The following is a 20,232-nucleotide window of genomic DNA, read 5'->3' on the forward strand; positions in this document are numbered from 1 at the left end:
TCCGCTGCCTATATCTCAATCGGCAGCACAAAAAAAGGGCGCCTTTCGGCGCCCTTTTTGCGTTCAGACGATGCTGAATTACTGCTGTTGTTGGACAGCGGCCTCTGGTGCAGCGACCGGCTGAGCTACCGTACCCTCGTCCGCTGCAGCAGCCTTCATCGACAGCTTGACGCGACCACGGTCATCGGTTTCCAGAACCTTGACGCGAACAATCTGGCCTTCCTTGACGTAATCTTCGACCTTATTGACTCGCTCTTGAGCGATCTGGGAGATGTGCAGCAAACCATCCTTGCCCGGCAACACGGAGACGATTGCACCGAAGTCAAGAATCTTCAGCACAGTTCCTTCATAGATCTTGCCAATCTCGACTTCAGCGGTAATCGCATCAATACGCGAACGAGCCGCAGCAGCAGCTTCGCCACTGGTGGCAGCAATGGTAATCGTGCCATCATCCTGAATATCGATCGTCGTGCCGGTCTCTTCGGTCAGGGCGCGGATAACAGCACCGCCCTTGCCAATGACGTCACGGATCTTTTCCGGATTGATCTTGAAGGTATACAGACGCGGAGCGTAAGCAGACATCTCTTCACGCGGACCGGCAGCCGATTCCTGCATCAGGTTCAGGATGTGGATGCGTGCCTCCTTGGCCTGGGCCAGTGCAACCTGCATGATTTCCTTGGTGATACCCTGGATCTTGATGTCCATCTGCAGCGCAGTAATACCGGTTGTCGAACCGGCCACCTTGAAGTCCATGTCACCGAGGTGATCTTCGTCGCCGAGAATGTCGGTCAGAACGGCAAAACGATTGCCATCCTTGATCAGCCCCATGGCGATACCGGCGACGTGGGCCTTGAGCGGCACACCGGCGTCGAGCAGGGCGAGGCAGCCGCCACAGACGGAAGCCATCGAGGACGAACCGTTGGATTCAGTGATTTCCGAAACCAGACGCATCGAGTAGGAGAAGTCTTCCGGCTTTGGTAGCACAGCAAGCAGTGCACGCTTGGCCAGACGGCCGTGACCGATTTCACGACGCTTCGGCGTACCGACACGACCGCATTCGCCGGTGGCGTACGGGGGCATGTTGTAGTGCAGCATGAAGCGATCACGATACTCACCAGCCAGGGCATCGATGATCTGCTCGTCGCGGTTGGTACCGAGCGTGGCAACTGCCAGCGCCTGGGTTTCGCCACGGGTAAACAGGGCGGAACCATGGGTACGCGGCAGAACGCCAGAACGCATGGTGATCGGACGCACAGTGCGCGTGTCGCGACCGTCGATACGCGGGGCACCGCTCAGGATGCGGCCACGAACGATCGAGGCTTCGATTTCATGGAACAGGTTGCCGACGGTGTTTTCGTCCGGGGCGCCTTCGGCACCGGTACAAAGGGCGGCAACAGCTTCAGCACGGATGGCCTTGACGGCCTGGCTGCGCGTTTGCTTGACGGTGATGTTGTAGGCTTCTTCGAGCTTGGCGCTAACCAGAGCGGACAGGCTGGCAACCAACGCTTCGTCTTTCGGCGCAGCCTCCCATTCCCATTCCGGCTTGCCGGCTTCTTCAACCAGTTCGTTGATGGCGTTGATCGCCTTCTGCATTTCGGTGTGGCCAAAAACGACGGCGCCGAGCATGACCTCTTCGGACAGCTGGTCGGCTTCGGACTCAACCATCAGCACAGCAGCTTCGGTACCGGCGACGACGAGGTCGAGCTGGCTACCCTTGAGTTGGCTCAGGGTCGGGCACAGGACGTACTGACCATCGATATAACCAACGCGAGCGGCGCCGATCGGGCCGTTGAACGGCACGCCGGAAATAGCCAGTGCGGCGGAAGCGCCAATCAAGGCGGGAATGTCAGAATCGATTTCCGGGTTCAGGGACATCACCGTGGCGATGACCTGGACTTCGTTGTAGAAACCATCCGGGAACAGCGGACGGATCGGACGGTCGATCAGGCGGCAGGTCAGCGTTTCCTTTTCGGAAGGACGGCCTTCGCGCTTGAAGAAGCCACCGGGGATACGGCCGGCAGCGTAGGTCTTTTCCTGGTAATCAACGGTCAGCGGGAAGAAATCCTGACCCGGCTTGGCATTCTTGGCAGCCACGACGGTAACCAGAACCACGGTTTCTTCCATGGAAACGAGAACAGCACCGCCAGCCTGGCGGGCAACTTCACCGGTTTCGATGGTGACCTGATGGTCCCCATAGGCGAAGGTCTTTTTAACGACGTTAAACATAGCTTCCTTTCTCTCTCATCACAATTAACAACAATAACAACAACTTACGATATCAACAAAAAACAACGAAGCAACAAAAACAAAAAAGCGGCCGGGAGATTTCCGGGCCGCTCTTCCTTCGCTACGGTCTAGCTTATTTCCGCAGACCGAGACGGGTAATCAAGGTGCGATAACGCTCGACATTCTTACCCTTCAAGTAGTCAAGCAGCTTGCGACGCTGGGAAACCAGATGCAGCAGACCACGGCGGGAGTGATGATCCTTGGAATGCTCCTTGAAGTGCGGGGTCAGGTCGTTGATACGTGCGGTCAGCAGCGCAACTTGCACTTCCGGAGAACCGGTATCACCCTTGGACTGAGCGTAATCGGCGACGATAGCCGCCTTGTTTTCGGTGGTCAATGCCATGTCAAACTCTCTTTCATTGATGCGACGCTGCCCCAGTTTGATAGAGCGGGCGCCCGTTGGGAAAATTCCGCCAAAGACGGAAAGTAAAAGATTATAACAGTTTAATCAGCCAGTTGAACCAGCCTTTTCGGCCAAAGCAAACCACCATGACCCGGCTCACCGACACCAATCAATCGCCCCTCGGCATAGACCCGAGCTTTACCGGCCAACCCGGCCGGCAAGCTCACCGGATTGCCATGGCGGAAGCGTTCCGCTTCCGGCCCCTCGACGCCGACGATGGGCAAAGACTGCAGCAAGGCATCAACCGGCAGGAGCCTCTCCATACGGCCTGCCTCGTCCAAGGTTTCCAACTCAGCCAGTGTGACGGAGTTGCCCAGGCGTATATCGCCCACCACGATTCGGCGGAGCGCTGCCAGATGCGCACCGCAACCCAATGCCTTGCCGATATCAGCGGCCAGCACACGAATATAGGTTCCCTTGCTGCAAGCAACGCGCAACGTCAGCAAATCACCGGAAAAATCGAGGCAATCGATGGCAAAAATAGTAACCGCCCTCGGCTCGCGTTCGACTTCGATCCCCTGGCGAGCCAATTCATAGAGTGGCCGACCATTGCGTTTCAAGGCCGAATGCATGGGCGGAATCTGCTGGATGTCGCCAACGAATCTGGGCAAGACTTCAGAAACCTGCTCCTTTTGGATATCGACCATCGCAGTCGACGTCACCTGCCCCTCTGCATCCCCTGAATCAGTCGTAACACCAAGCTTGAGAACGGCCTCATAGGTCTTGTCGGCATCAAGCAAATCGGCCGAAAACTTGGTCGCCTCGCCGAAACACAATGGGAGCAGGCCAGTAGCCAGGGGGTCCAGTGTCCCTGTATGGCCGCCCTTTGCCGCCGAAAAGAGGCGACGTGCCTTTTGCAGAGCATCGTTGGAGGTCATCCCTAGCGGCTTGTCGAGCAAGAGAACGCCATCGACCTGTTTCCAGGCCCTTTTAAATTGCATTGGGGAATTACTCTTCCGGCGTCTGGTCGCTAAGTGCGTTGGCCTGATCAATCAGCAGCGACAGGCTGGCACCACGCTCAATGGAACTGTCATATACAAAATGCAGCTCCGGCAAGGTATGTATATGGATGCGCTTACCTAACTCGCGGCGCAGGAAACCCGCTGCCCGCTTCAGGCCACGTTCAACTTCTTCCAGATGCTCCGAATTCAAGGTTGCGAAGAAAACCTTTGCATGCGCGTAGTCCGGCGTCAGCTCGACGGCAGTCAGGCTGATCATCCCGACACGCGGGTCCTTGAGTTCGGTGCGAATCAGATCGGCAAGGTCGCGGCGCACTTGCTCCGCGACCCGATCACTGCGCTGAAAACCCTTTTTCTTCATTACAGGGAACGCGCCACTTCCTGGATTTCGTACACTTCGAGCTGATCGCCGACCTGAATGTCGTTATTGCCACGCAGCGACAGACCGCACTCGAAGTTCGAACGCACTTCCTTGACATCGTCCTTGAAGCGCTTGAGCGAATCCAGCTCGCCGTCCCACTGTACGACGTTGTTGCGCAGCAGACGAACGCGGGAATTGCGCTTGACGAAACCTTCCAGCACGTAACAGCCGGCAATGGCGCCAACCTTGGAAACGAGGAAGACCTGACGAATTTCGACCATACCGGTAATCTGCTCGCGCTTCTCCGGCGACAACATGCCAGACAGTGCAGCCTTGACCTCGTCAACTGCGTCGTAAATCACGTTGTAGTAACGGATATCAACGCCGAAGCTCTCGGCCAACTTGCGGGAACCGGCATCGGCACGGATGTTGAAGCCGATGATGACCGCACCCGAAGCCTGAGCCAGATTGACGTCGGATTCGCTGATTGCACCGACCGCGCCATGGATGATCTGGACACGAACTTCCTCGTTGGATAGCTTGGACAGCGTCTGAACCAGAGCCTCCTGCGAACCCTGCACGTCGGCTTTGACGATAAGCGGCAGAGTCTTGACCTCGCCCTCCTCCATCTGCTGGAACATGTTCTCCAGCTTGGCGGCTTGCTGCTTGGCCAGCTTGACGTCGCGGAACTTACCCTGACGGAACAGCGCAATTTCACGGGCCTTCTTTTCATCACCGAGCACAATGGCTTCTTCGCCAGCCGCCGGCACGTCAGACAGACCGAGAATTTCAACCGGAATGGATGGACCTGCTTCGTTGATCGGCTTGCCGTTCTCATCAAGCATGGCACGAACGCGACCGAAAACTTGGCCAGCCAACACGATATCACCACGCTTCAAGGTACCGGACTGAACCAGCATAGTCGCCACGGCACCACGCCCCTTGTCGAGACGCGCTTCAATGATCAACCCCTTGGCCGGCGCATCCTTCTGTGCCGTCAGTTCGAGAATTTCGGCCTGCAGCAGAACCTGCTCAAGCAGTTCATCGATACCAGTTCCCTTCTTGGCCGATACCGGCACGAAGGGCGAGTCGCCACCGTACTCTTCAGGGATAACACCTTCAGCAACCAGTTCCTGCTTGACGCGCTCCGGATTGGCATCGGGCTTGTCGATCTTGTTGACCGCCACGACCAGCGGCACACCGGCCGCCTTGGCGTGGTGGATCGCTTCCTTGGTCTGCGGCATCACGCCATCATCGGCAGCGACCACCAGGATAACGATGTCAGTTGCCTTGGCACCACGCGCACGCATCGCCGTAAAGGCTTCGTGACCCGGGGTATCGAGAAAGGTCACCATGCCACGGTCGGTTTCGACGTGGTAGGCACCAATGTGCTGAGTAATGCCACCAGCTTCGCCGGAAGCAACCTTGGCGCGACGAATATAGTCGAGCAGCGATGTCTTGCCGTGGTCAACGTGACCCATGACCGTAACGACCGGAGCGCGATGCTCGAGCGGCACATCCTTGTGCTCGGCGTGCTCTTCCAGGAAGGCATCCGGGTCATCAAGTTTGGCGGCCAGGGCCTGGTGCCCCATTTCCTCGACCACGATCATGGCCGTTTCCTGATCAAGCACCTGGTTGATGGTAACCATCGAACCCATCTTCATCATGACCTTGATGATCTCGGTAGCCTTGATGGCCATCTTGTGCGCCAGATCAGACACGGAAATGGTTTCGGGAATATGGACTTCACGAACCACCGGCTCGGTCGGGGCCTGGAAACTGCCCTGACCATCATCAACCTTGTGGGATTTCTTATGGCCGTGGCGATTATCCTTCCAGCCACCCGCACCATCGGAACCTCGGGTCTTGATACCACCCTTCTTCTTGCCATCATCAGCCGCACGGCCGCCCTTGTCACCCTTCTTGCCCGGGGTTTCCGGCTTCTTGTGCAGCGTGCCTTTCTCGGCACCTTCGCTAGTCTTTGCTTGTGTGGCAGCCTGGTTTTTGGCCAATTCGGCAGCCTTGGCTGCGGCTGCAGCCAATTCGGCCTGCTGGCGCATCTGAACTAACTGGGCTTCGCGGGCCTGCTTTTCACGCAGTTCGCGCTCCTGAATCTCGCGCAACTGGTTGTAACGACGAGACTCTTCCGCACGCGCCTGCAGTTCCTTCTCACCAATAATCGAAGCACGAGTTGGCGCGACAGGGGCAGCCTTTTCAAGGACCACTTCCTCTACGGGAACCTCAACTGGAGCTTCGACCACCGGTTCGGGAACAATCTCAACGACCGGCTCAGGGACTACTTCGATAACGGGTTCAGGAACAACTTCGACCACCGGCTCAGGAATCACCTCCGGAGCAGAAACCTCTTCCTGCAGCGCATTGGACGCTTCCAGTTCAACCTCTGGCGCGTGCTCGCCAATATCGCGCTTGACCAGGACACGCTTCTTGCGCACCTCGACCTGGACGGTACGGGCTCGACCATGCGAATCGGTCGCCTTGATTTCAGAAGTCTGCTTACGCGTCAGGGTGATCTTGGTCTGGGACTCGTCGCCGTGCGCGCGGCGCAGGTAGTCGAGAAGCCGTGTCTTATCCTGATCGTTCAGCATATCGTTAGCATCGGACTTGCCAACGCCAGCCTTGCCCAATTGCTCGAGCAAGGCCACAACCGGCATTTTGAGTTCAACGGCAAATTGTGAAACAGTTGTTGCGGACATATTTGCTACCTCCCGCTCACTCGAACCAGTGAGCCCGTGCCTTCAGGATAAGATCCTTGGCACGCTCATCGTCAATGCCGGTCATTTCCGTCAATTCATCAACAGCCAATTCCGCGAGATCATCCCGGGTTTTGACATCGTGTCCAGCCAGTTTGGCGGCCAGTTCCTTGCTCATGCCTTCGAGACCAATCAGGTCTTCGGAAACACTTTCCAGCTTTTCTTCAGTTGCGATAGCCTCGGTGAGCAGGACGTTACGAGCCCGATTACGCAACTCATTTACGATTTCCTCATCCAGACCTTCGATTTCCAGCATTTCTGCCAGCGGCACGTAGGCCACTTCTTCCAGCGTCGAGAACCCTTCCTCGATCAGCAGATCGGCAAGTTCTTCATCGATATCCAGCTTTTCCATAAAGACGACGCGCGTCTCGGCGAATTCGGCTTCGGATTTCTTGGCCGACTCGTCCTGCGTCATCAGATTGATGGTCCAGCCAGTCAGTTCGGAGGCCAGGCGAACGTTCTGCCCGTTGCGACCGATGGCGATCGCAAGGTTATCCTCGTCGACCACGACATCCATTGCGTGCTTTTCTTCATCAACCACGATGGAGGACACTTCAGCTGGCGACAACGCGCCGATAACGAATTGCGCCGGATCGGCTGACCACAGCACGATGTCGATATTCTCGCCACCGATTTCGTTACGAACGGCGGTAACCCGGGAACCGCGCAAACCGACGCAGGTACCGATTGGATCAACACGGGGATCGTTCGACTTGACAGCGATTTTGGCGCGCAGACCGGGGTCACGGGCACAGGCCTTGAGTTCCATCAGGCCATCGGAAATTTCCGGCACTTCCATGTCAAAAAGCTTGATGACAAATTCCGGAGCGGTGCGCGAAAGGATGATTTGCGGACCACGGGCATTGCGATCAATGCGCAGCAAATAGGCACGAACTCTGTCGCCGACACGCAGATTTTCCTTGGGGATCATCTGGTCGCGCGGCAGCATGGCTTCAATTTTACCAGCCTCAATAATGGCGTTGCCACGCTCCATGCGCTTGATGGTACCGGAAACGACATGCTCGCCGCGACCAAGAAAGTCAGCCAGAATCTGCTCGCGCTCGGCGTCGCGGATCTTCTGCAAAATAACCTGTTTGGCAGCCTGAGCACCGATACGACCAAAATCGATCGGCTCAAGCGGCTCTTCCAGAGAGTCGCCGGGCTCGATTTCAGGATCATCCTTCTGGGCATCGGACAACGGAATTTCGAGGAATTCGTTGACGTATTCGTTATCCGGCACAACCTGCCAGCGACGGAATGATTCGAAGCTACCAGTGTCGCGATCGATTGAGATACGAACATCGGCCTCGTCATTGATGCGCTTTTTGGTCGCTGACGCGAGTGCCAGCTCAAGGGCGCCAAAGACGATCTCCTTGCTGACATTTTTTTCGCGGGCCAGAGCATCGACCAGCAGCAAAATTTCACGGCTCATGGGCTAAAACCTCCTAGTCCTTCAGTCGAAACGAGGCACCAGACGTGCCTTCTCGATATTGGTGAATTCCAGTTCCACATCATCTTTTGCCAGGCGCAAACCAACCTTGCCATCTTTCAGGCCAAGCAGTTCACCCTGGAAATTGCGGCGCCCCCCCTGGGGAATACGAACCTTTATTTGAATTTCCTGGCCAGAAAAACGCTCGAAATCTGCAGCCTTCTTGACGACTCGATCGAGCCCCGGCGAAGAAATTTCAAGACGATCAAAATCGAAATTCTCGACTTCGAAAACACGCGTCAGCTGATTGGAAACCTTGGCACAATCCTCAACATCAATACCGGTTTCTTTCGCCGGCGCATCGATGAAGACGCGAATCGTACGACCGCGCGGCGACATCTCGACATCAACGAGTTCATAACCCAGACCAACAACAGTCGTTTCAAGCAGCGTGTTTAAATCCATAGCCACAAATAAAAAATGGGCGAAACGCCCACATCACAATAAAAAGATGCCCGCCAGAAACGACGGGAGGAACAAACCCGTGAATTATAACGAGTTTATTCCCCCCAGTAAATCGATTTACGTGCCTTCAGGGCCTTTTCGCTGAGACGATGGCATGTTTTCGAGTTCTCGCATCAGCATTTTGATTTCCGCCTCTTTCAACTCGCGGGCCATACCTCGTTTCAGTTGCGGCGGCAGGATGAACGGGCCATAGCGAACGCGAATCAATCGGCTGACCGTGCAACCGACCGCCTCGAACATGCGACGGACCTCACGGTTACGCCCCTCGGAGATCGTTACTCGGTACCAGTGGTTCGCCCCCTCGCCACCACCGTCGTGTAGCGAACCAAAGTTCGCTCGACCATCTTCCAGTTCGACGCCGTGCAACAGCTTCTGTTGTGCATCCAGGGTCAGTTCACCAAGAACACGCACGGCGTACTCGCGAACCAGTTCCGAACTCGGATGCATCAGTTTGTTGGCCAGCTCACCAGAAGTAGTGAATAACAGCAAACCCGAGGTATTGAAGTCGAGGCGACCGACATTGATCCACCGCCCACCGCGCATCCGTGGCAGCGCAGCAAACACCGACGGCCGACCATCCGGGTCGTCGCGCGAAACGATTTCGCCTTCCGGCTTGTGATACATCAAGACGCGCGGCGGACGAGAACTGCCCGTAAAGCGGATATTGATCAGGCGGCCACCAATTTTGACCTTGTCGGAATTCACAACCGATTGCCCTACAGTCGCCACGACGCCATTGACGCTGACCTTGCCTGCAGCAATCCACTCTTCCATTTCGCGACGCGAACCGACACCAGCCTCGGCCAGCACCTTCTGCAAACGCACTGGCTTGGCCTCAGCAAGCGGCCGTCCGTCGCGGGCGACGCTACCACGATTGGCTCTTCCGCCGGTATTGGGTGCCGGCTTTCTGCGCGGCGCAGGTTTCGCCCCCTGAGCATCGCCTGGCACCTGGTCACGCTGCGCGGCCGCGCGTCCACGCGACGGTGCGCCGACACGTGGACCTGCATCTTCCGGTCGGCGCTCGGCAGCCCCCTCGGATTTGTTCGACGATTGACGGAATGGTGTGCGTTTATTTTTCATTGTTCCAGCTCCAGTGTCTGGCTGATTTGTTCTAACGGCGGCAGTTCGCTGACGCTTCTGAGACCGAGATCATCGAGAAATTGCTTGGTCGTGGCAAATAGCGCTGGCCGCCCCGGTGTATCACGATGGCCGACAACATCGATCCAGCCGCGCTCTTCAAGGGTTTTGACGACGTTGGTATTGACCGCGACACCACGAATCTCTTCGATATCACCCCGCGTTACCGGCTGACGATAGGCGATGATGGCCAAGGTTTCAAGGACGGCGCGCGAATATTTTGGCGGCCGCTCGGGGTTCAAACGCTCGATGTACGGCAGGTATTCGGCCCGCGTCCGGAAGCGCCAGCCGGACGCGAGCTGGATCAGTTCGACCGGCCGCTCGGCCCACTCCTCGCGGAGCTGGTCGAGCAGCTTGCGCAGGGTTTCGGACGAAAATTCCTCGTCGAACATCTTTTTCATGTCGCTGGGCGTCATCGGCTCACGCGCGGCGAGCAGCGCCGCCTCAAGCACTCTCTTGATCAGGCTCGGTTCCACCTTGATGCACTCGAACGTAAATGGGTTGAAAAGCTTCGCTCTGGGTAATTTCAATCAGTTTTTCCCGGCCGAGTTCAAGCATGGCAATGAAATGAACAACCAGGCCAGGCACGCCCATTTCCGGGTCAAACAGGGTTTCGAACTGCACAAAACCACCCTTTTCCTGCAAGGCACGCAAGATGATGCCCATGTGCTCACGCACCGACAACTCCTCACGACCAATCTTGTGGTGCTTCTTCAAACCAGCCTGGCGCACCACAGCCATCCAGGCATCCTTCAGATCATCAACCGAGACTTCTGGCTGGCGCACATAGAGCGATTTTTCAATCAGCGTCTCGACCCAGAAAAACTCCCGCTCGGCTTGTGGCATTTCATTCAGCTTCTGCCCGGCCAGCTTGATCTGCTCGTACTCCATCAGGCGGCGAACCAGCTCGGCACGAGGATCTTCTGCTTCGTCACCCTCACCCAGTTTGGGACGCGGCAACAGCATGCGCGACTTGATCTCGATCAGCATGGCGGCCATGACCAGATATTCGGCCGCCAGTTCTAGATTGCTGGCATGCATGGACTCGATGTAATCGAGATACTGCCGGGTTAGCGGCGCCATGGGAATGTCGAGGATATCGACATTGGCCTTGCGAATCAGGTAAAGCAGCAGGTCAAGCGGCCCCTCGAAGGCATCGAGCATGATGGCCAGCGCATCGGGCGGGATATAAAGATCCTGCGGCAGATGCTCCATGGGCTCGCCATAGATGCGGGCGACCGGCGTAAAAAGCTCCGCAGTCTTGCCAATTTCAGGAACATCAAGCTCGGCAATCATCTCAGGAGGCCGCGGCGCGGCCCTTGCCCTTGTAGTGCAGATGCAGGTTGCGCAGGTAGATCACCACCGGCAACGCCTGCCCGAAAATAAAGACAGGATCCCTGCGGTGAATTGCATAGATCACCAACACCAAACTTCCTGCCAAACTGAAATACCAAAAGGCAACCGGGATCACGACCCGCTTGGCCTTTTCACTGCTCCACCACTGGATAACGAAGCGCATCATGAACAGCGCCTGGCCGCCAAAGCCAATACCGATCCAGATCAGCGCTTCCCAGTCATAACCGAACATCAGTGGTATTCCAGCCCCATCGACTCGCGGACATCGCGCATCGTTTCACGGGCGTATTCACGAGCCTTCTCGCAGCCGTCGGCAATGATGTTCTTGACCAGCGTCGGATCGTCCAGATAGACCTGCGCCCGCTCCCGCATCGGCACCTGCTCTTTCAGGATGCCATCAATGACCGGTTGCTTGCACTCGATGCAACCGATGCCGGCGGTCTTGCAACCCTGCTGCACCCATTCCTTGGTGCTGTCGTCGGAATAGACCTGATGCAGCTGCCAGACCGGGCAACGTGCCGGATCACCCGGATCGGTGCGACGCACGCGATTGGTGTCGGTCGGCATGCTCTTCACCTTCTTGGCCACCGATTCCTCGGATTCGCGCATGGTGATGGTGTTGTGATATGACTTGGACATCTTCTGCCCATCCAGGCCGGGCATTTTGGATTCCTCGGTCAGCAGGTAACCGGGTTCAACCAGGATCATCTTGCCCGTGCCTTCGAGGAAACCGAACAGGCGCTCACGGTCGATCGCCGACATGTGCTGAATTTCGTTGAGCATGGCCTTGGCCTGCTCGACGGCTTCCTTGTCGCCGTTCTGCTGAAAACGGGTGCGCAACTCTTCATACAAACGTGCCTTCTTGCTGCCCAGCTTCTTGACGGCCTCGCGAGCCTTGTCTTCGAAACCCGGCTCACGGCCATACATATGATTGAAGCGGCGGGCCAGCTCCCGGGTGAATTCAACGTGCGGAATCTGGTCTTCGCCAACCGGCACCTTGTCGGCACGATAGATCAGGATGTCGGCGCTCATCAGCAGCGGGTAGCCGAGGAAGCCGTAGGTTGTCAGGTCCTTGCCTGCCAGCTTTTCCTGCTGGTCCTTGTAGGTCGGCACCCGCTCCAGCCAGCTGAGCGGCGTCATCATCGACATCAGCAGGTGCAGTTCGGCATGCTCCGGCACCTTGGACTGGATGAACAGCGTCGCCTGATTCGGATCGACACCAGCCGCCAGCCAGTCGATGACCATGTCCATCGAGGACTTTTCGATCCCCTGCGGATTGTCGTATTGGGTGGTCAGCGCATGCCAGTCAGCCACAAAAAACAAGCAGGGGTATTCATGCTGGAGCTTGACCCAGTTCTTGAGAACACCGTGATAGTGGCCAAGGTGCAGCGACCCGGTTGGGCGCATGCCGGAGAGAACACGTTCTGCGTACATAGATTATTTAGTAAAGACCAAAAATTAACTCGATCGCCCGGGCTGACAAAACAACCAGCGGGTTCATGACAGCACCGAGGATACCGGTGAATAACAGGAGCAGCAAAATCGGAAAACCCCAGCGTTCGAGCTGGGCAAACTTCCATGCCAGCTGATGCGGTAGCAGGCTGACCGCGATGCGGCCACCATCAAGCGGCGGCAGGGGCAGCAGATTGAGCACCATCAGCACGCAATTGACCATGATGCCGATCTTGCTCATTTCGGAGAGCGGCAGCGTGTATTCGCTGCTTGGCAGCAGCCAGGCCAGCTTGAGCAAGGCAGCCCAGACGAAAGCCATGAAAAGGTTGGCTCCAGGACCGGCGGCAGCCACCCAGAACATGTCCTGTTTGGGTTTGCGCAGGCGACTGAAATCGACTGGTACCGGCTTGGCGTAGCCGAACAGGAAGGTACCACCCGAAAAGAGCAGGATAGTAATCGGGATGATAATGGTGCCGACCAGATCGATGTGGCGCAGCGGATTCAGGCTGATGCGCCCCTGCATCCAGGCGGTCGGATCGCCGAAATGTCGTGCCGCATAGCCGTGTGCCGCTTCGTGCAGCGTGATTGCAAAAATCACCGGCAGAGCCGATATGGCGAGGGTCTGGATCAGGCTTTCGAGCATGGGCCCTTTAGCCCAGACCGAAGATTTCGAGCGGACCGCGGCCGGCGCGAATCAGCTCGGGTGCCGAACCGGTCAGATCGATGACGGTTGTCGGCTCAGTACCACAAGGCCCCGCATCGAGAATCAGCTCCAATTGATCTTCAAGTCGATCCTGGATTTCCCAGCCTTCGGTCAGCGGAAACTCGTCGCCCGGCAACTGCAGCGTCGTTGTCAGCAGCGGCTCATTCAACTCTTCAAGCAAGGCCAGCGCGACCGGATGATCCGGCACACGCAGGCCGATGGTCTTGCGTTTCGGATGCATGACCCGGCGCGGCAGTTCCTTGGAACCTTCCAGAATGAAGGTATAGCTGCCCGGCGTCGCCGCCTTGAGCAGACGGTACTGTGCATTGTCGACCCGGGCGAAATGAGCAATTTCGGAAAGGTCGCGGACCATCAGCGTCAGGTGATGGCGATCATCCATCTGGCGAATCAGGCGAATCTTGTCCAGCGCTTCCTTGTCGCCGAGATGACAACCCAGCGCGTAGCAGGAGTCGGTGGGCAAGGCGACGATGGCGCCATTGCGAATAAATTCGGCTGCCTGGGCGAGCAGGCGCTGCTGCGGAGATTCGGGATGAATATTGACAACGCGTGCCATGTCAGAACACCAGACGCCAGACCGGTTTCAGGTCTTCAGGCAATTGAGGAAGTTTACCGAGATCCACATAGCTTTCCTCGGGCCCATGAAAATCGGAGCCGCGCGAAGCATGGAACTCATAATGACGAGCCAGACGGGCGAAATGCATCACGTGATCCGGCGAATGGCTGCCACAGGTCACTTCGATACCCTGACCGCCAACATCCTTGAAATCATCAAGGAAGCGGCGCATGTCACCACCGGACATCTTGTAGCGCCCGGGATGCGCGACAACGGCCACGCCGCCGGCGCCGGCGATCCAGCCAACCGCTTCTTCGAGCGTCGCCCAGCGATGGTCGACGTAGCCCGGCTTGCCGGGTGTCAGATAGTGTTGAAAGATACCGGCCATGTCCCGGGCAATCCCGATAGAGACCATATAGCGTCCAAAATGCGCTCGCGAGATCAGACTGGGATTGGTCACAAAACACAGGGCACCTTCATAGACGCCGGGAATACCGATCGCTGCGAGGGCGTCGCCCATGCGCTTGGCCCGCTCGACACGGCCAATACGAAGCTCATCAAGGCCACCGGTCAGTGCTGCATTGGCTGCATCGAAACCGAGTCCGACAATATGAATCGGGGTGCCGCGCCACTCAATGGAAATTTCGACACCATTGACGAAGCTCATGCCGACTTCCTCAGCAGTCGTCCGGGCTGTGACCAGACCACCGATATCGTCGTGATCGGTCAGCGCCCAAAGATCGACGCCGTTTTCTGCCGCGCGTCTAGCCACCACTTCGGGCGGCAACAGGCCGTCGGAAACGATGGAATGGCAGTGAAAATCGAAATTGGTAGGCGTCACAGGCAAGCGATTGAAGGCAAACGAAGAGTTTAGCACGAAGGAGGCCATGGCCCGGCCCCCCTTGTGCGGTGCAGCAGGTTGATTAGACCCGTGCATCCCGCTATAGTGCCTCCCGTTCCGTGGGAGAGCGCAGATCCGTCTGCCGCCGAAGGCGCAATTTCACCCGAAAACGCTCAGGCAAAAGGACCGCGGAACCAAAATGGCTGGCCATTTTGAAACTCTGGAGAGCGGCGTTAACAGCGCCCACCGATGGGGCAAATCTCTCAGGTATCGAGGACAGAGGGGTGAAACGCAAGATGTGTATCTTTCGTTTCACCCCTTTTTCGTTTCTAGAACTGGCGCCAACAACCGCCTGTAAAGGATTGATATGCTGAAGAAAACAGTTTTGAACGCCGCTCACCGCGCAATGAATGCCCGGATGGTCGATTTCGGTGGTTGGGACATGCCGGTCAACTACGGTTCGCAGATCGAGGAGCACAACGCGGTCCGCAACAACTGCGGCATGTTCGATGTTTCGCACATGTGCCCGGTCGACGTCGTTGGCGCGGATTGCCGCACCTTCCTGTCCCGCCTCGTCGCCAACGATGTGGCCAAGCTCAAGGTTTCCGGCAAGGCGCTCTATGCGGCCATGCTCAATGAAGCCGGCGGCGTCATCGACGACCTGATCATCTATTTCCTGACCGACACGCGCTTCCGCATCGTGGTCAATGCTGGCACCGCCGAGAAGGATCTGGCCTGGATGCAGGCCAAGGTCGCCGAATGGAAGCTCGACGTGACCATTACCCAGCGCCGTGACGGCGCCAACAATCTCGGCATCATCGCCGTCCAGGGCCCGAATGCCCGTGCCAAGGTGTGGGAAGTGCTGCCGCAGACCAAGGCCGCGACCGCAGGCCTGAAGGCTTTCTTCGCCGCTGAGGTCGATCAGTATTTCATTGCCAGCACCGGCTACACCGGTGAAGACGGTTACGAAATCATGATGCCGGCCGGCGAAGCAGAGGCTCTGTGGAACAAGCTCAATGCTGCTGGTGTTGCCCCCTGCGGCCTCGGTGCCCGCGACACGCTGCGCCTGGAAGCCGGCATGAACCTGTACGGCCAGGACATGGATGAGACGGTTTCGCCGCTCGACGCCGGCCTGGCTTGGACGGTTTCGCTGAACACCGACCGTGATTTCGTCGGCAAGGCTGCGTTGGTCACCAACGGCCAGCAGAAGCAGTTCCTCGGCCTGATCCTGCTCGACAAGGGCGTGCTGCGCGGCCACCAGAAGGTCATGACCAAGCAAGGCGACGGTGAAATCACCTCCGGAAGCTTCTCGCCGACGCTCCAGCAGTCCATCGCTCTCGCCCGCCTACCGCTCGGCGTGCAGATTGGCGACGAAGTCGAAGTCGATATCCGTGGCAAGGCTTTGAAAGCCAAGGTCACCAAACCCGTATTCGCCCGCAACGGCAAAGCAGTCATCTAATTCAACCCATTCAGGAGAAAACCATGTCGAACGTTCCTTCCAACCTCAAGTACACCGCCTCCCACGAATGGATGCTGCTCAACGCTGACGGCTCGGTCACTGTCGGCATTACCGACCACGCCCAGGAAGCCCTCGGCGACCTCGTTTTCGTCGAACTGCCGGAAGTCGGCGCCCATTTCGATGCCGAAAAGGAAATTGCTGTCGTCGAATCGGTCAAGGCTGCGGCTGACGTGTACGCCCCGATCGCCGGCACCGTGACCGAAGTCAATCAGGCCGCTGCCGATGCCCCGGAATCGGTCAATCAGGACGCCTACGCCGCCTGGCTGTTCAAGATGACCCCGGACAATGTCGCCGACCTCGACAAGATGCTTGACGCCGCTGCCTACCAGGCCGTTGCTGACGCCGCCTAAAAGCGGCATGTCGTTCCCGCCCCCACAGGGAGTCCCCTCTGGGGGCAAGCGGGAACCCAAAAACATCAAATCAGTGAATCCCCGCCTGGGCGGGGATGATGTATTCAAGTATATCTAATGCAAGGATTCCCATGCCGTTGAATCTTCCCCTTTCAGCCCTGGAGCAGCACGACGAGTTCATCGGCCGCCACATCGGCCCATGCTCGACCGAAATGGCTACCATGCTGACCGCCATCGGTGCCGACAGCCTGGAGCAGCTGATCGACCAGACCGTTCCCGCCGCCATCCGTTTGCCGGCTGATCTGCCGCTGCCCGCCCCGCGCCGCGAACACGAAGCGCTGGCCGACCTCAAGGCCATGGCCAGCAAGAATGTCGTCAACAAGTCCTGCATCGGCATGGGCTATTACGACACACTGACGCCCAAGGTCATCCTGCGCAACGTCATGGAAAACCCGGGCTGGTATACGGCCTACACGCCCTACCAGGCTGAAATCGCCCAGGGCCGCCTGGAAGCGCTGATGAACTTCCAGCAAATGGTCATCGACCTGACCGGACTGGAAATCGCCAACGCCTCACTGCTCGACGAAGCCACCGCCGCCGCTGAAGCGATGACCATGGCGCGCCGTGTTTCGAAGTCGAAATCCAACCGTTTCCTGGTCGATGCCAACTGTTTCCCGCAGAGTATCGACGTGGTCAAGACCCGCGCCGCCTATTTCGGCTTCGAGTTGGTCATCGGCAACATCGACGCGCACAAGGACGGTGACTTCTTCGGCGCCCTGCTCCAGTACCCGGGCGACAACGGCGAAGTCCGTGACCTGACCGACGTGATCGCCGGCCTGAAGGCCAAGGGCACGACCGTTGCTGTCGCCTCCGACCTGATGGCACTGGTGCTACTCAAATCCCCCGGTGCCATGGGTGCCGACATCGCGCTTGGCTCCAGCCAGCGCTTCGGCATTCCGATGGGCTTCGGCGGGCCGCATGCTGCCTTCTTCGCCACCCGCGAAGCCTTCGTTCGCTCGATGCCCGGCCGCATCATCGGCATCTCCAAGGATGCGCGCGGCAACACCGCTTACCGCATGGCATTGCAGACTCGCGAACAGCACATCCGCCGCGAAAAGGCCAACTCCAACATCTGTACCTCGCAGGTACTGCTCGCCAACATGGCCGGCATGTACGTGGTCTATCATGGCGCCGAAGGTCTGCGTACCATCGCCGGTCGCATCCACCGCCTGACCGCGATCCTGGCCGAAGGCCTCAAGCGTGCCAGCGTCAATCTGCTGACCAAGCAGTTCTACGATACCGTGCATTTTGATCTTGGCGCCCGCGCCGAATCGGTTTACAACGACGCGCTCGCCGCCGGTTACAACCTGCGCCGCGTCTCGGCCGGTGTGCTTGGTATTTCCTTCGACGAAACCACCACGCGAGACGATGTCGCCACCCTGTTCAAGCTGATCGCCCAAACCACGCTCGACGTTGCTACCATCGATGCGCAAGTCGCCGCAGCCGACTCCGCTCTGCCCGACAGCCTGATCCGCAGCGATGCCGTGCTGCAGCACCCGGTGTTCAACACGCACCACACCGAGCACGAGATGCTGCGCTACCTGAAGTCGCTGCAGAACAAGGACCTGGCGCTCGACCACTCGATGATCTCGCTCGGCTCCTGCACCATGAAGCTGAACGCGACCAGCGAGATGATCCCGGTCACTTGGCCGGAATTCGGCGGGATACACCCGTTCGCGCCGCGCGATCAGGCCGTTGGCTATCTGGAAATGATCACCAGCCTGACCGAGTGGCTGAAGACCGTCACCGGCTTCGACGCCATCTGCATGCAGCCGAACTCCGGGGCGCAGGGTGAATACGCCGGTCTGGTCGCTATCGACCGTTTCCACGCCAGCCGTGGTGAAGAGCACCGCAACGTCTGCCTGATTCCCAAATCGGCCCACGGCACCAACCCGGCCACCGCCCAGATGGCCAACATGAAGGTGGTGGTTGTCGATTGTGACGAGAACGGCAATGTCGATGTCGCCGATCTCAAGGCCAAGGCCGAAGAGCACAAGGACGACCTGGCCTGCCTGATGATCACTTACCCGTCGACGCACGGCGTGTTCGAGGAAGCCATTCGCGACATCTGCGCCATCGTGCATGCCAACGGCGGCCAGGTGTATATGGACGGTGCCAACCTCAACGCCCAGGTCGGCCTGACCTCGCCCGGCTTCATCGGCGCCGATGTCAGCCACATGAACCTGCACAAGACCTTCGCCATCCCGCACGGCGGCGGTGGACCGGGCATGGGCCCGATCGGCCTCAAGGCTCACTTGGCACCGTTCATGGCCGACCACGTTGTCCAGCCAACCGGCGACGCCAACCGCGTCAACGCCGGCCAGGGAGCAGTCTCCGCAGCGCCTTTCGGCTCGGCCTCGATCCTGACCATTTCGTGGATGTACCTGGCCATGTTGGGCGGCGCCGGCGTCAAGAAGGCGACGCAGGTTGCCATCCTCAACGCCAACTACGTCGCCAAGCAGCTCAACGCGCACTACCCGGTGCTCTACGTCGGCAAGAACGGCCGCGTGGCGCACGAGTGCATTCTCGACATCCGCCCGATCAAGGCCGCTACCGGCATCGCCGAGATCGACATCGCCAAGCGCCTGATGGACTACGGTTTCCATGCGCCGACGGTCTCCTTCCCGGTCGCTGGCACGATCATGGTCGAGCCGACGGAATCCGAATCGAAGGCCGAACTGGATCGCTTCATCGGCGCCATGATCGCCATCCGTGAGGAAATCCGCCAGATCGAAAATGGCGTTTGGACGGCCGACAACAATCCGTTGAAGAATGCCCCGCATTCGCAGGCGGACGTCATGGATGCCGAATGGAAGCATCCGTACAGCCGTCAGCAGGCCGTCTTCCCGCTGCCTTGGGTGGCGGCCAACAAGTTCTGGCCGAGCGTCAATCGCATCGACGATGTGTATGGCGATCGCAACCTGAACTGCGCCTGCCCGCCGATGGAAGCCTACGCCGACTGATGGCTATCGATCTCTCTGCCATCGCCAAATGGCCCAACGTCCCCGCCTGTTACGACTGGTTGTCGCTCGACCGGCGGGGCGACTGGCGATTGCAGGGAGAGCGTGTGACGCACAGCGGCCTGATTCAATTCATCAACCGGCAGTATGGTCGTGATGAATCAGGCTGCTGGTTTCTGCAAAACGGCCCGCAACGGGTGTTCGTTGCGCTGGCCTCCACCCCCTGGATCTTTCGCCGAGAAGGGACTGGCTTCGTCAGTCATACCGGCGCACCGACCGGCCTGTTGAAGGCGCTCTATCTCGATGAAGACGGCAACCTGCTGCTTGAAGCGGAACTTGGCATCGGCCTGCTGGATGACCGCGATCTGGCAGGTATCCTGGCCGAATGCCGTGCTGGCAATGGCAAACTCGCCAGCGACGAGGCAATCATCCATCTGATGGAAACCGGCTCTGGCGACATCCACTGGCAAAACCTGCGCGTGCAAACCATTGCGGCTGCCGACTTGCCCAAACGCTTCAGTTTCAACCCCAATCCCCGCCCCTGAA

General features: G+C 58.3%; 19 protein-coding genes and 2 riboswitches. Of the genes, 4 read left to right on the forward strand and 15 right to left on the reverse strand.

The features are described from left to right. Positions 1 to 78 precede the first annotated feature (78 nt). The 15 genes from pnp to DARO_RS12660 all read right to left on the reverse strand — a co-directional run bounded on the left by pnp (position 79) and on the right by DARO_RS12660 (position 14,797). The gene (gene pnp / locus DARO_RS12590; RefSeq protein WP_011288182.1) at positions 79 to 2,226 is read right to left on the reverse strand and encodes a polyribonucleotide nucleotidyltransferase; all 2,148 of its coding nucleotides are present in this window, start codon (positions 2,224 to 2,226) and stop codon (positions 79 to 81) included. A 133-nt stretch (positions 2,227 to 2,359) separates the two neighbouring features. After that, complete coding sequence (rpsO, locus tag DARO_RS12595; RefSeq protein ID WP_011288183.1) at positions 2,360 to 2,629, reverse strand: 30S ribosomal protein S15; 270 nt, start codon at positions 2,627 to 2,629, stop codon at positions 2,360 to 2,362. 101 nt (positions 2,630 to 2,730) lie between these two features. After that, on the reverse strand, positions 2,731 to 3,630 hold the full coding sequence (truB, locus tag DARO_RS12600) for a tRNA pseudouridine(55) synthase TruB (protein WP_011288184.1): 900 nt from the start codon (positions 3,628 to 3,630) through the stop codon (positions 2,731 to 2,733). Between the two features lie 7 nt (positions 3,631 to 3,637). Further along, entirely contained in the window at positions 3,638 to 4,009 is a 372-nt protein-coding gene (gene rbfA, locus DARO_RS12605; RefSeq protein WP_011288185.1) for a 30S ribosome-binding factor RbfA, read from the reverse strand. Further along, positions 4,009 to 6,723: a translation initiation factor IF-2 gene (gene infB, locus DARO_RS12610; RefSeq protein ID WP_011288186.1), complete on the reverse strand. Its 2,715-nt coding sequence runs from the start codon at positions 6,721 to 6,723 to the stop codon at positions 4,009 to 4,011. Before infB ends, rbfA begins: the two co-directional genes overlap by 1 nt. Before the next feature lie 16 nt (positions 6,724 to 6,739). Beyond that, positions 6,740 to 8,212, reverse strand: coding sequence for a transcription termination factor NusA (nusA, locus tag DARO_RS12615; RefSeq protein WP_011288187.1), 1,473 nt, complete (start codon positions 8,210 to 8,212; stop codon positions 6,740 to 6,742). 21 nt (positions 8,213 to 8,233) lie between these two features. Next, a complete protein-coding gene (gene rimP, locus DARO_RS12620; protein ID WP_011288188.1) occupies positions 8,234 to 8,674 on the reverse strand; it encodes a ribosome maturation factor RimP in 441 nt (146 codons plus the stop codon). A 117-nt stretch (positions 8,675 to 8,791) separates the two neighbouring features. After that, positions 8,792 to 9,814, reverse strand: coding sequence for a 23S rRNA pseudouridine(2605) synthase RluB (gene rluB / locus DARO_RS12625; RefSeq protein ID WP_011288189.1), 1,023 nt, complete (start codon positions 9,812 to 9,814; stop codon positions 8,792 to 8,794). Beyond that, positions 9,811 to 10,287: an SMC-Scp complex subunit ScpB gene (gene scpB, locus DARO_RS12630; RefSeq protein WP_157037309.1), complete on the reverse strand. Its 477-nt coding sequence runs from the start codon at positions 10,285 to 10,287 to the stop codon at positions 9,811 to 9,813. Before scpB ends, rluB begins: the two co-directional genes overlap by 4 nt. A gap of 28 nt (positions 10,288 to 10,315) precedes the next feature. Then, a complete protein-coding gene (locus DARO_RS12635; RefSeq protein ID WP_011288191.1) occupies positions 10,316 to 11,167 on the reverse strand; it encodes a segregation and condensation protein A in 852 nt (283 codons plus the stop codon). Between the two features lies 1 nt (position 11,168). Then, positions 11,169 to 11,459, reverse strand: a complete 291-nt coding sequence (locus DARO_RS12640) for a lipid-A-disaccharide synthase N-terminal domain-containing protein (protein WP_011288192.1) — start codon at positions 11,457 to 11,459, stop codon at positions 11,169 to 11,171. Then, complete coding sequence (locus DARO_RS12645) at positions 11,459 to 12,661, reverse strand: tryptophan--tRNA ligase (RefSeq protein ID WP_011288193.1); 1,203 nt, start codon at positions 12,659 to 12,661, stop codon at positions 11,459 to 11,461. The genes DARO_RS12640 and DARO_RS12645 overlap by 1 nt, the downstream gene beginning before the upstream one ends. 7 nt (positions 12,662 to 12,668) lie before the next feature. Continuing rightward, positions 12,669 to 13,322: a site-2 protease family protein gene (locus tag DARO_RS12650; RefSeq protein ID WP_011288194.1), complete on the reverse strand. Its 654-nt coding sequence runs from the start codon at positions 13,320 to 13,322 to the stop codon at positions 12,669 to 12,671. A gap of 7 nt (positions 13,323 to 13,329) precedes the next feature. Further along, positions 13,330 to 13,956: an L-threonylcarbamoyladenylate synthase gene (locus tag DARO_RS12655; RefSeq protein ID WP_011288195.1), complete on the reverse strand. Its 627-nt coding sequence runs from the start codon at positions 13,954 to 13,956 to the stop codon at positions 13,330 to 13,332. A 1-nt stretch (position 13,957) separates the two neighbouring features. Then, positions 13,958 to 14,797 carry a 3',5'-nucleoside bisphosphate phosphatase gene (locus DARO_RS12660; protein WP_497462971.1) on the reverse strand — a complete coding sequence of 280 codons (840 nt, stop codon included), beginning with the start codon at positions 14,795 to 14,797 and terminating at the stop codon, positions 13,958 to 13,960. Positions 14,798 to 14,907: 110 nt separating this feature from the next. Further along, positions 14,908 to 14,996, forward strand: a riboswitch (glycine riboswitch). Positions 14,997 to 15,007: 11 nt separating this feature from the next. Beyond that, positions 15,008 to 15,087, forward strand: a riboswitch (glycine riboswitch). A 77-nt stretch (positions 15,088 to 15,164) separates the two neighbouring features. Here DARO_RS12660 and gcvT point away from each other — a divergent pair. The 4 genes from gcvT (at position 15,165) to DARO_RS12680 (ending at position 20,231) form a co-directional block, all read left to right on the forward strand. Then, positions 15,165 to 16,256 carry a glycine cleavage system aminomethyltransferase GcvT gene (gcvT, locus tag DARO_RS12665; protein ID WP_011288197.1) on the forward strand — a complete coding sequence of 364 codons (1,092 nt, stop codon included), beginning with the start codon at positions 15,165 to 15,167 and terminating at the stop codon, positions 16,254 to 16,256. 23 nt (positions 16,257 to 16,279) lie between these two features. Beyond that, positions 16,280 to 16,666 carry a glycine cleavage system protein GcvH gene (gene gcvH / locus DARO_RS12670; RefSeq protein WP_011288198.1) on the forward strand — a complete coding sequence of 129 codons (387 nt, stop codon included), beginning with the start codon at positions 16,280 to 16,282 and terminating at the stop codon, positions 16,664 to 16,666. A gap of 131 nt (positions 16,667 to 16,797) precedes the next feature. Continuing rightward, positions 16,798 to 19,689: an aminomethyl-transferring glycine dehydrogenase gene (gene gcvP, locus DARO_RS12675; protein WP_011288199.1), complete on the forward strand. Its 2,892-nt coding sequence runs from the start codon at positions 16,798 to 16,800 to the stop codon at positions 19,687 to 19,689. Then, positions 19,689 to 20,231, forward strand: a complete 543-nt coding sequence (locus DARO_RS12680; protein WP_011288200.1) for a DUF2946 family protein — start codon at positions 19,689 to 19,691, stop codon at positions 20,229 to 20,231. Before gcvP ends, DARO_RS12680 begins: the two co-directional genes overlap by 1 nt. The last annotated feature ends 1 nt before the right edge of the window (position 20,232 follow it).

The organism is Dechloromonas aromatica RCB (assembly GCF_000012425.1).

Coding starts and splice junctions, on each gene's coding strand:
- DARO_RS12655 (WP_011288195.1), bottom strand. CDS start 13,956: ATGGCACGCGTTGTCAATATTCATCCCGAATCTCCGCAGCAGCGCCTG.
- infB (WP_011288186.1), bottom strand. CDS start 6,723: ATGTCCGCAACAACTGTTTCACAATTTGCCGTTGAACTCAAAATGCCG.
- rimP (WP_011288188.1), bottom strand. CDS start 8,674: ATGGATTTAAACACGCTGCTTGAAACGACTGTTGTTGGTCTGGGTTAT.
- DARO_RS12635 (WP_011288191.1), bottom strand. CDS start 11,167: ATGATTGCCGAGCTTGATGTTCCTGAAATTGGCAAGACTGCGGAGCTT.
- pnp (WP_011288182.1), bottom strand. CDS start 2,226: ATGTTTAACGTCGTTAAAAAGACCTTCGCCTATGGGGACCATCAGGTC.
- gcvT (WP_011288197.1), top strand. CDS start 15,165: ATGCTGAAGAAAACAGTTTTGAACGCCGCTCACCGCGCAATGAATGCC.
- scpB (WP_157037309.1), bottom strand. CDS start 10,287: ATGACGCCCAGCGACATGAAAAAGATGTTCGACGAGGAATTTTCGTCC.
- gcvP (WP_011288199.1), top strand. CDS start 16,798: ATGCCGTTGAATCTTCCCCTTTCAGCCCTGGAGCAGCACGACGAGTTC.
- rbfA (WP_011288185.1), bottom strand. CDS start 4,009: ATGAAGAAAAAGGGTTTTCAGCGCAGTGATCGGGTCGCGGAGCAAGTG.
- DARO_RS12650 (WP_011288194.1), bottom strand. CDS start 13,322: ATGCTCGAAAGCCTGATCCAGACCCTCGCCATATCGGCTCTGCCGGTG.
- truB (WP_011288184.1), bottom strand. CDS start 3,630: ATGCAATTTAAAAGGGCCTGGAAACAGGTCGATGGCGTTCTCTTGCTC.
- DARO_RS12645 (WP_011288193.1), bottom strand. CDS start 12,661: ATGTACGCAGAACGTGTTCTCTCCGGCATGCGCCCAACCGGGTCGCTG.
- DARO_RS12680 (WP_011288200.1), top strand. CDS start 19,689: ATGGCTATCGATCTCTCTGCCATCGCCAAATGGCCCAACGTCCCCGCC.
- gcvH (WP_011288198.1), top strand. CDS start 16,280: ATGTCGAACGTTCCTTCCAACCTCAAGTACACCGCCTCCCACGAATGG.
- rpsO (WP_011288183.1), bottom strand. CDS start 2,629: ATGGCATTGACCACCGAAAACAAGGCGGCTATCGTCGCCGATTACGCT.
- nusA (WP_011288187.1), bottom strand. CDS start 8,212: ATGAGCCGTGAAATTTTGCTGCTGGTCGATGCTCTGGCCCGCGAAAAA.
- rluB (WP_011288189.1), bottom strand. CDS start 9,814: ATGAAAAATAAACGCACACCATTCCGTCAATCGTCGAACAAATCCGAG.
- DARO_RS12640 (WP_011288192.1), bottom strand. CDS start 11,459: ATGTTCGGTTATGACTGGGAAGCGCTGATCTGGATCGGTATTGGCTTT.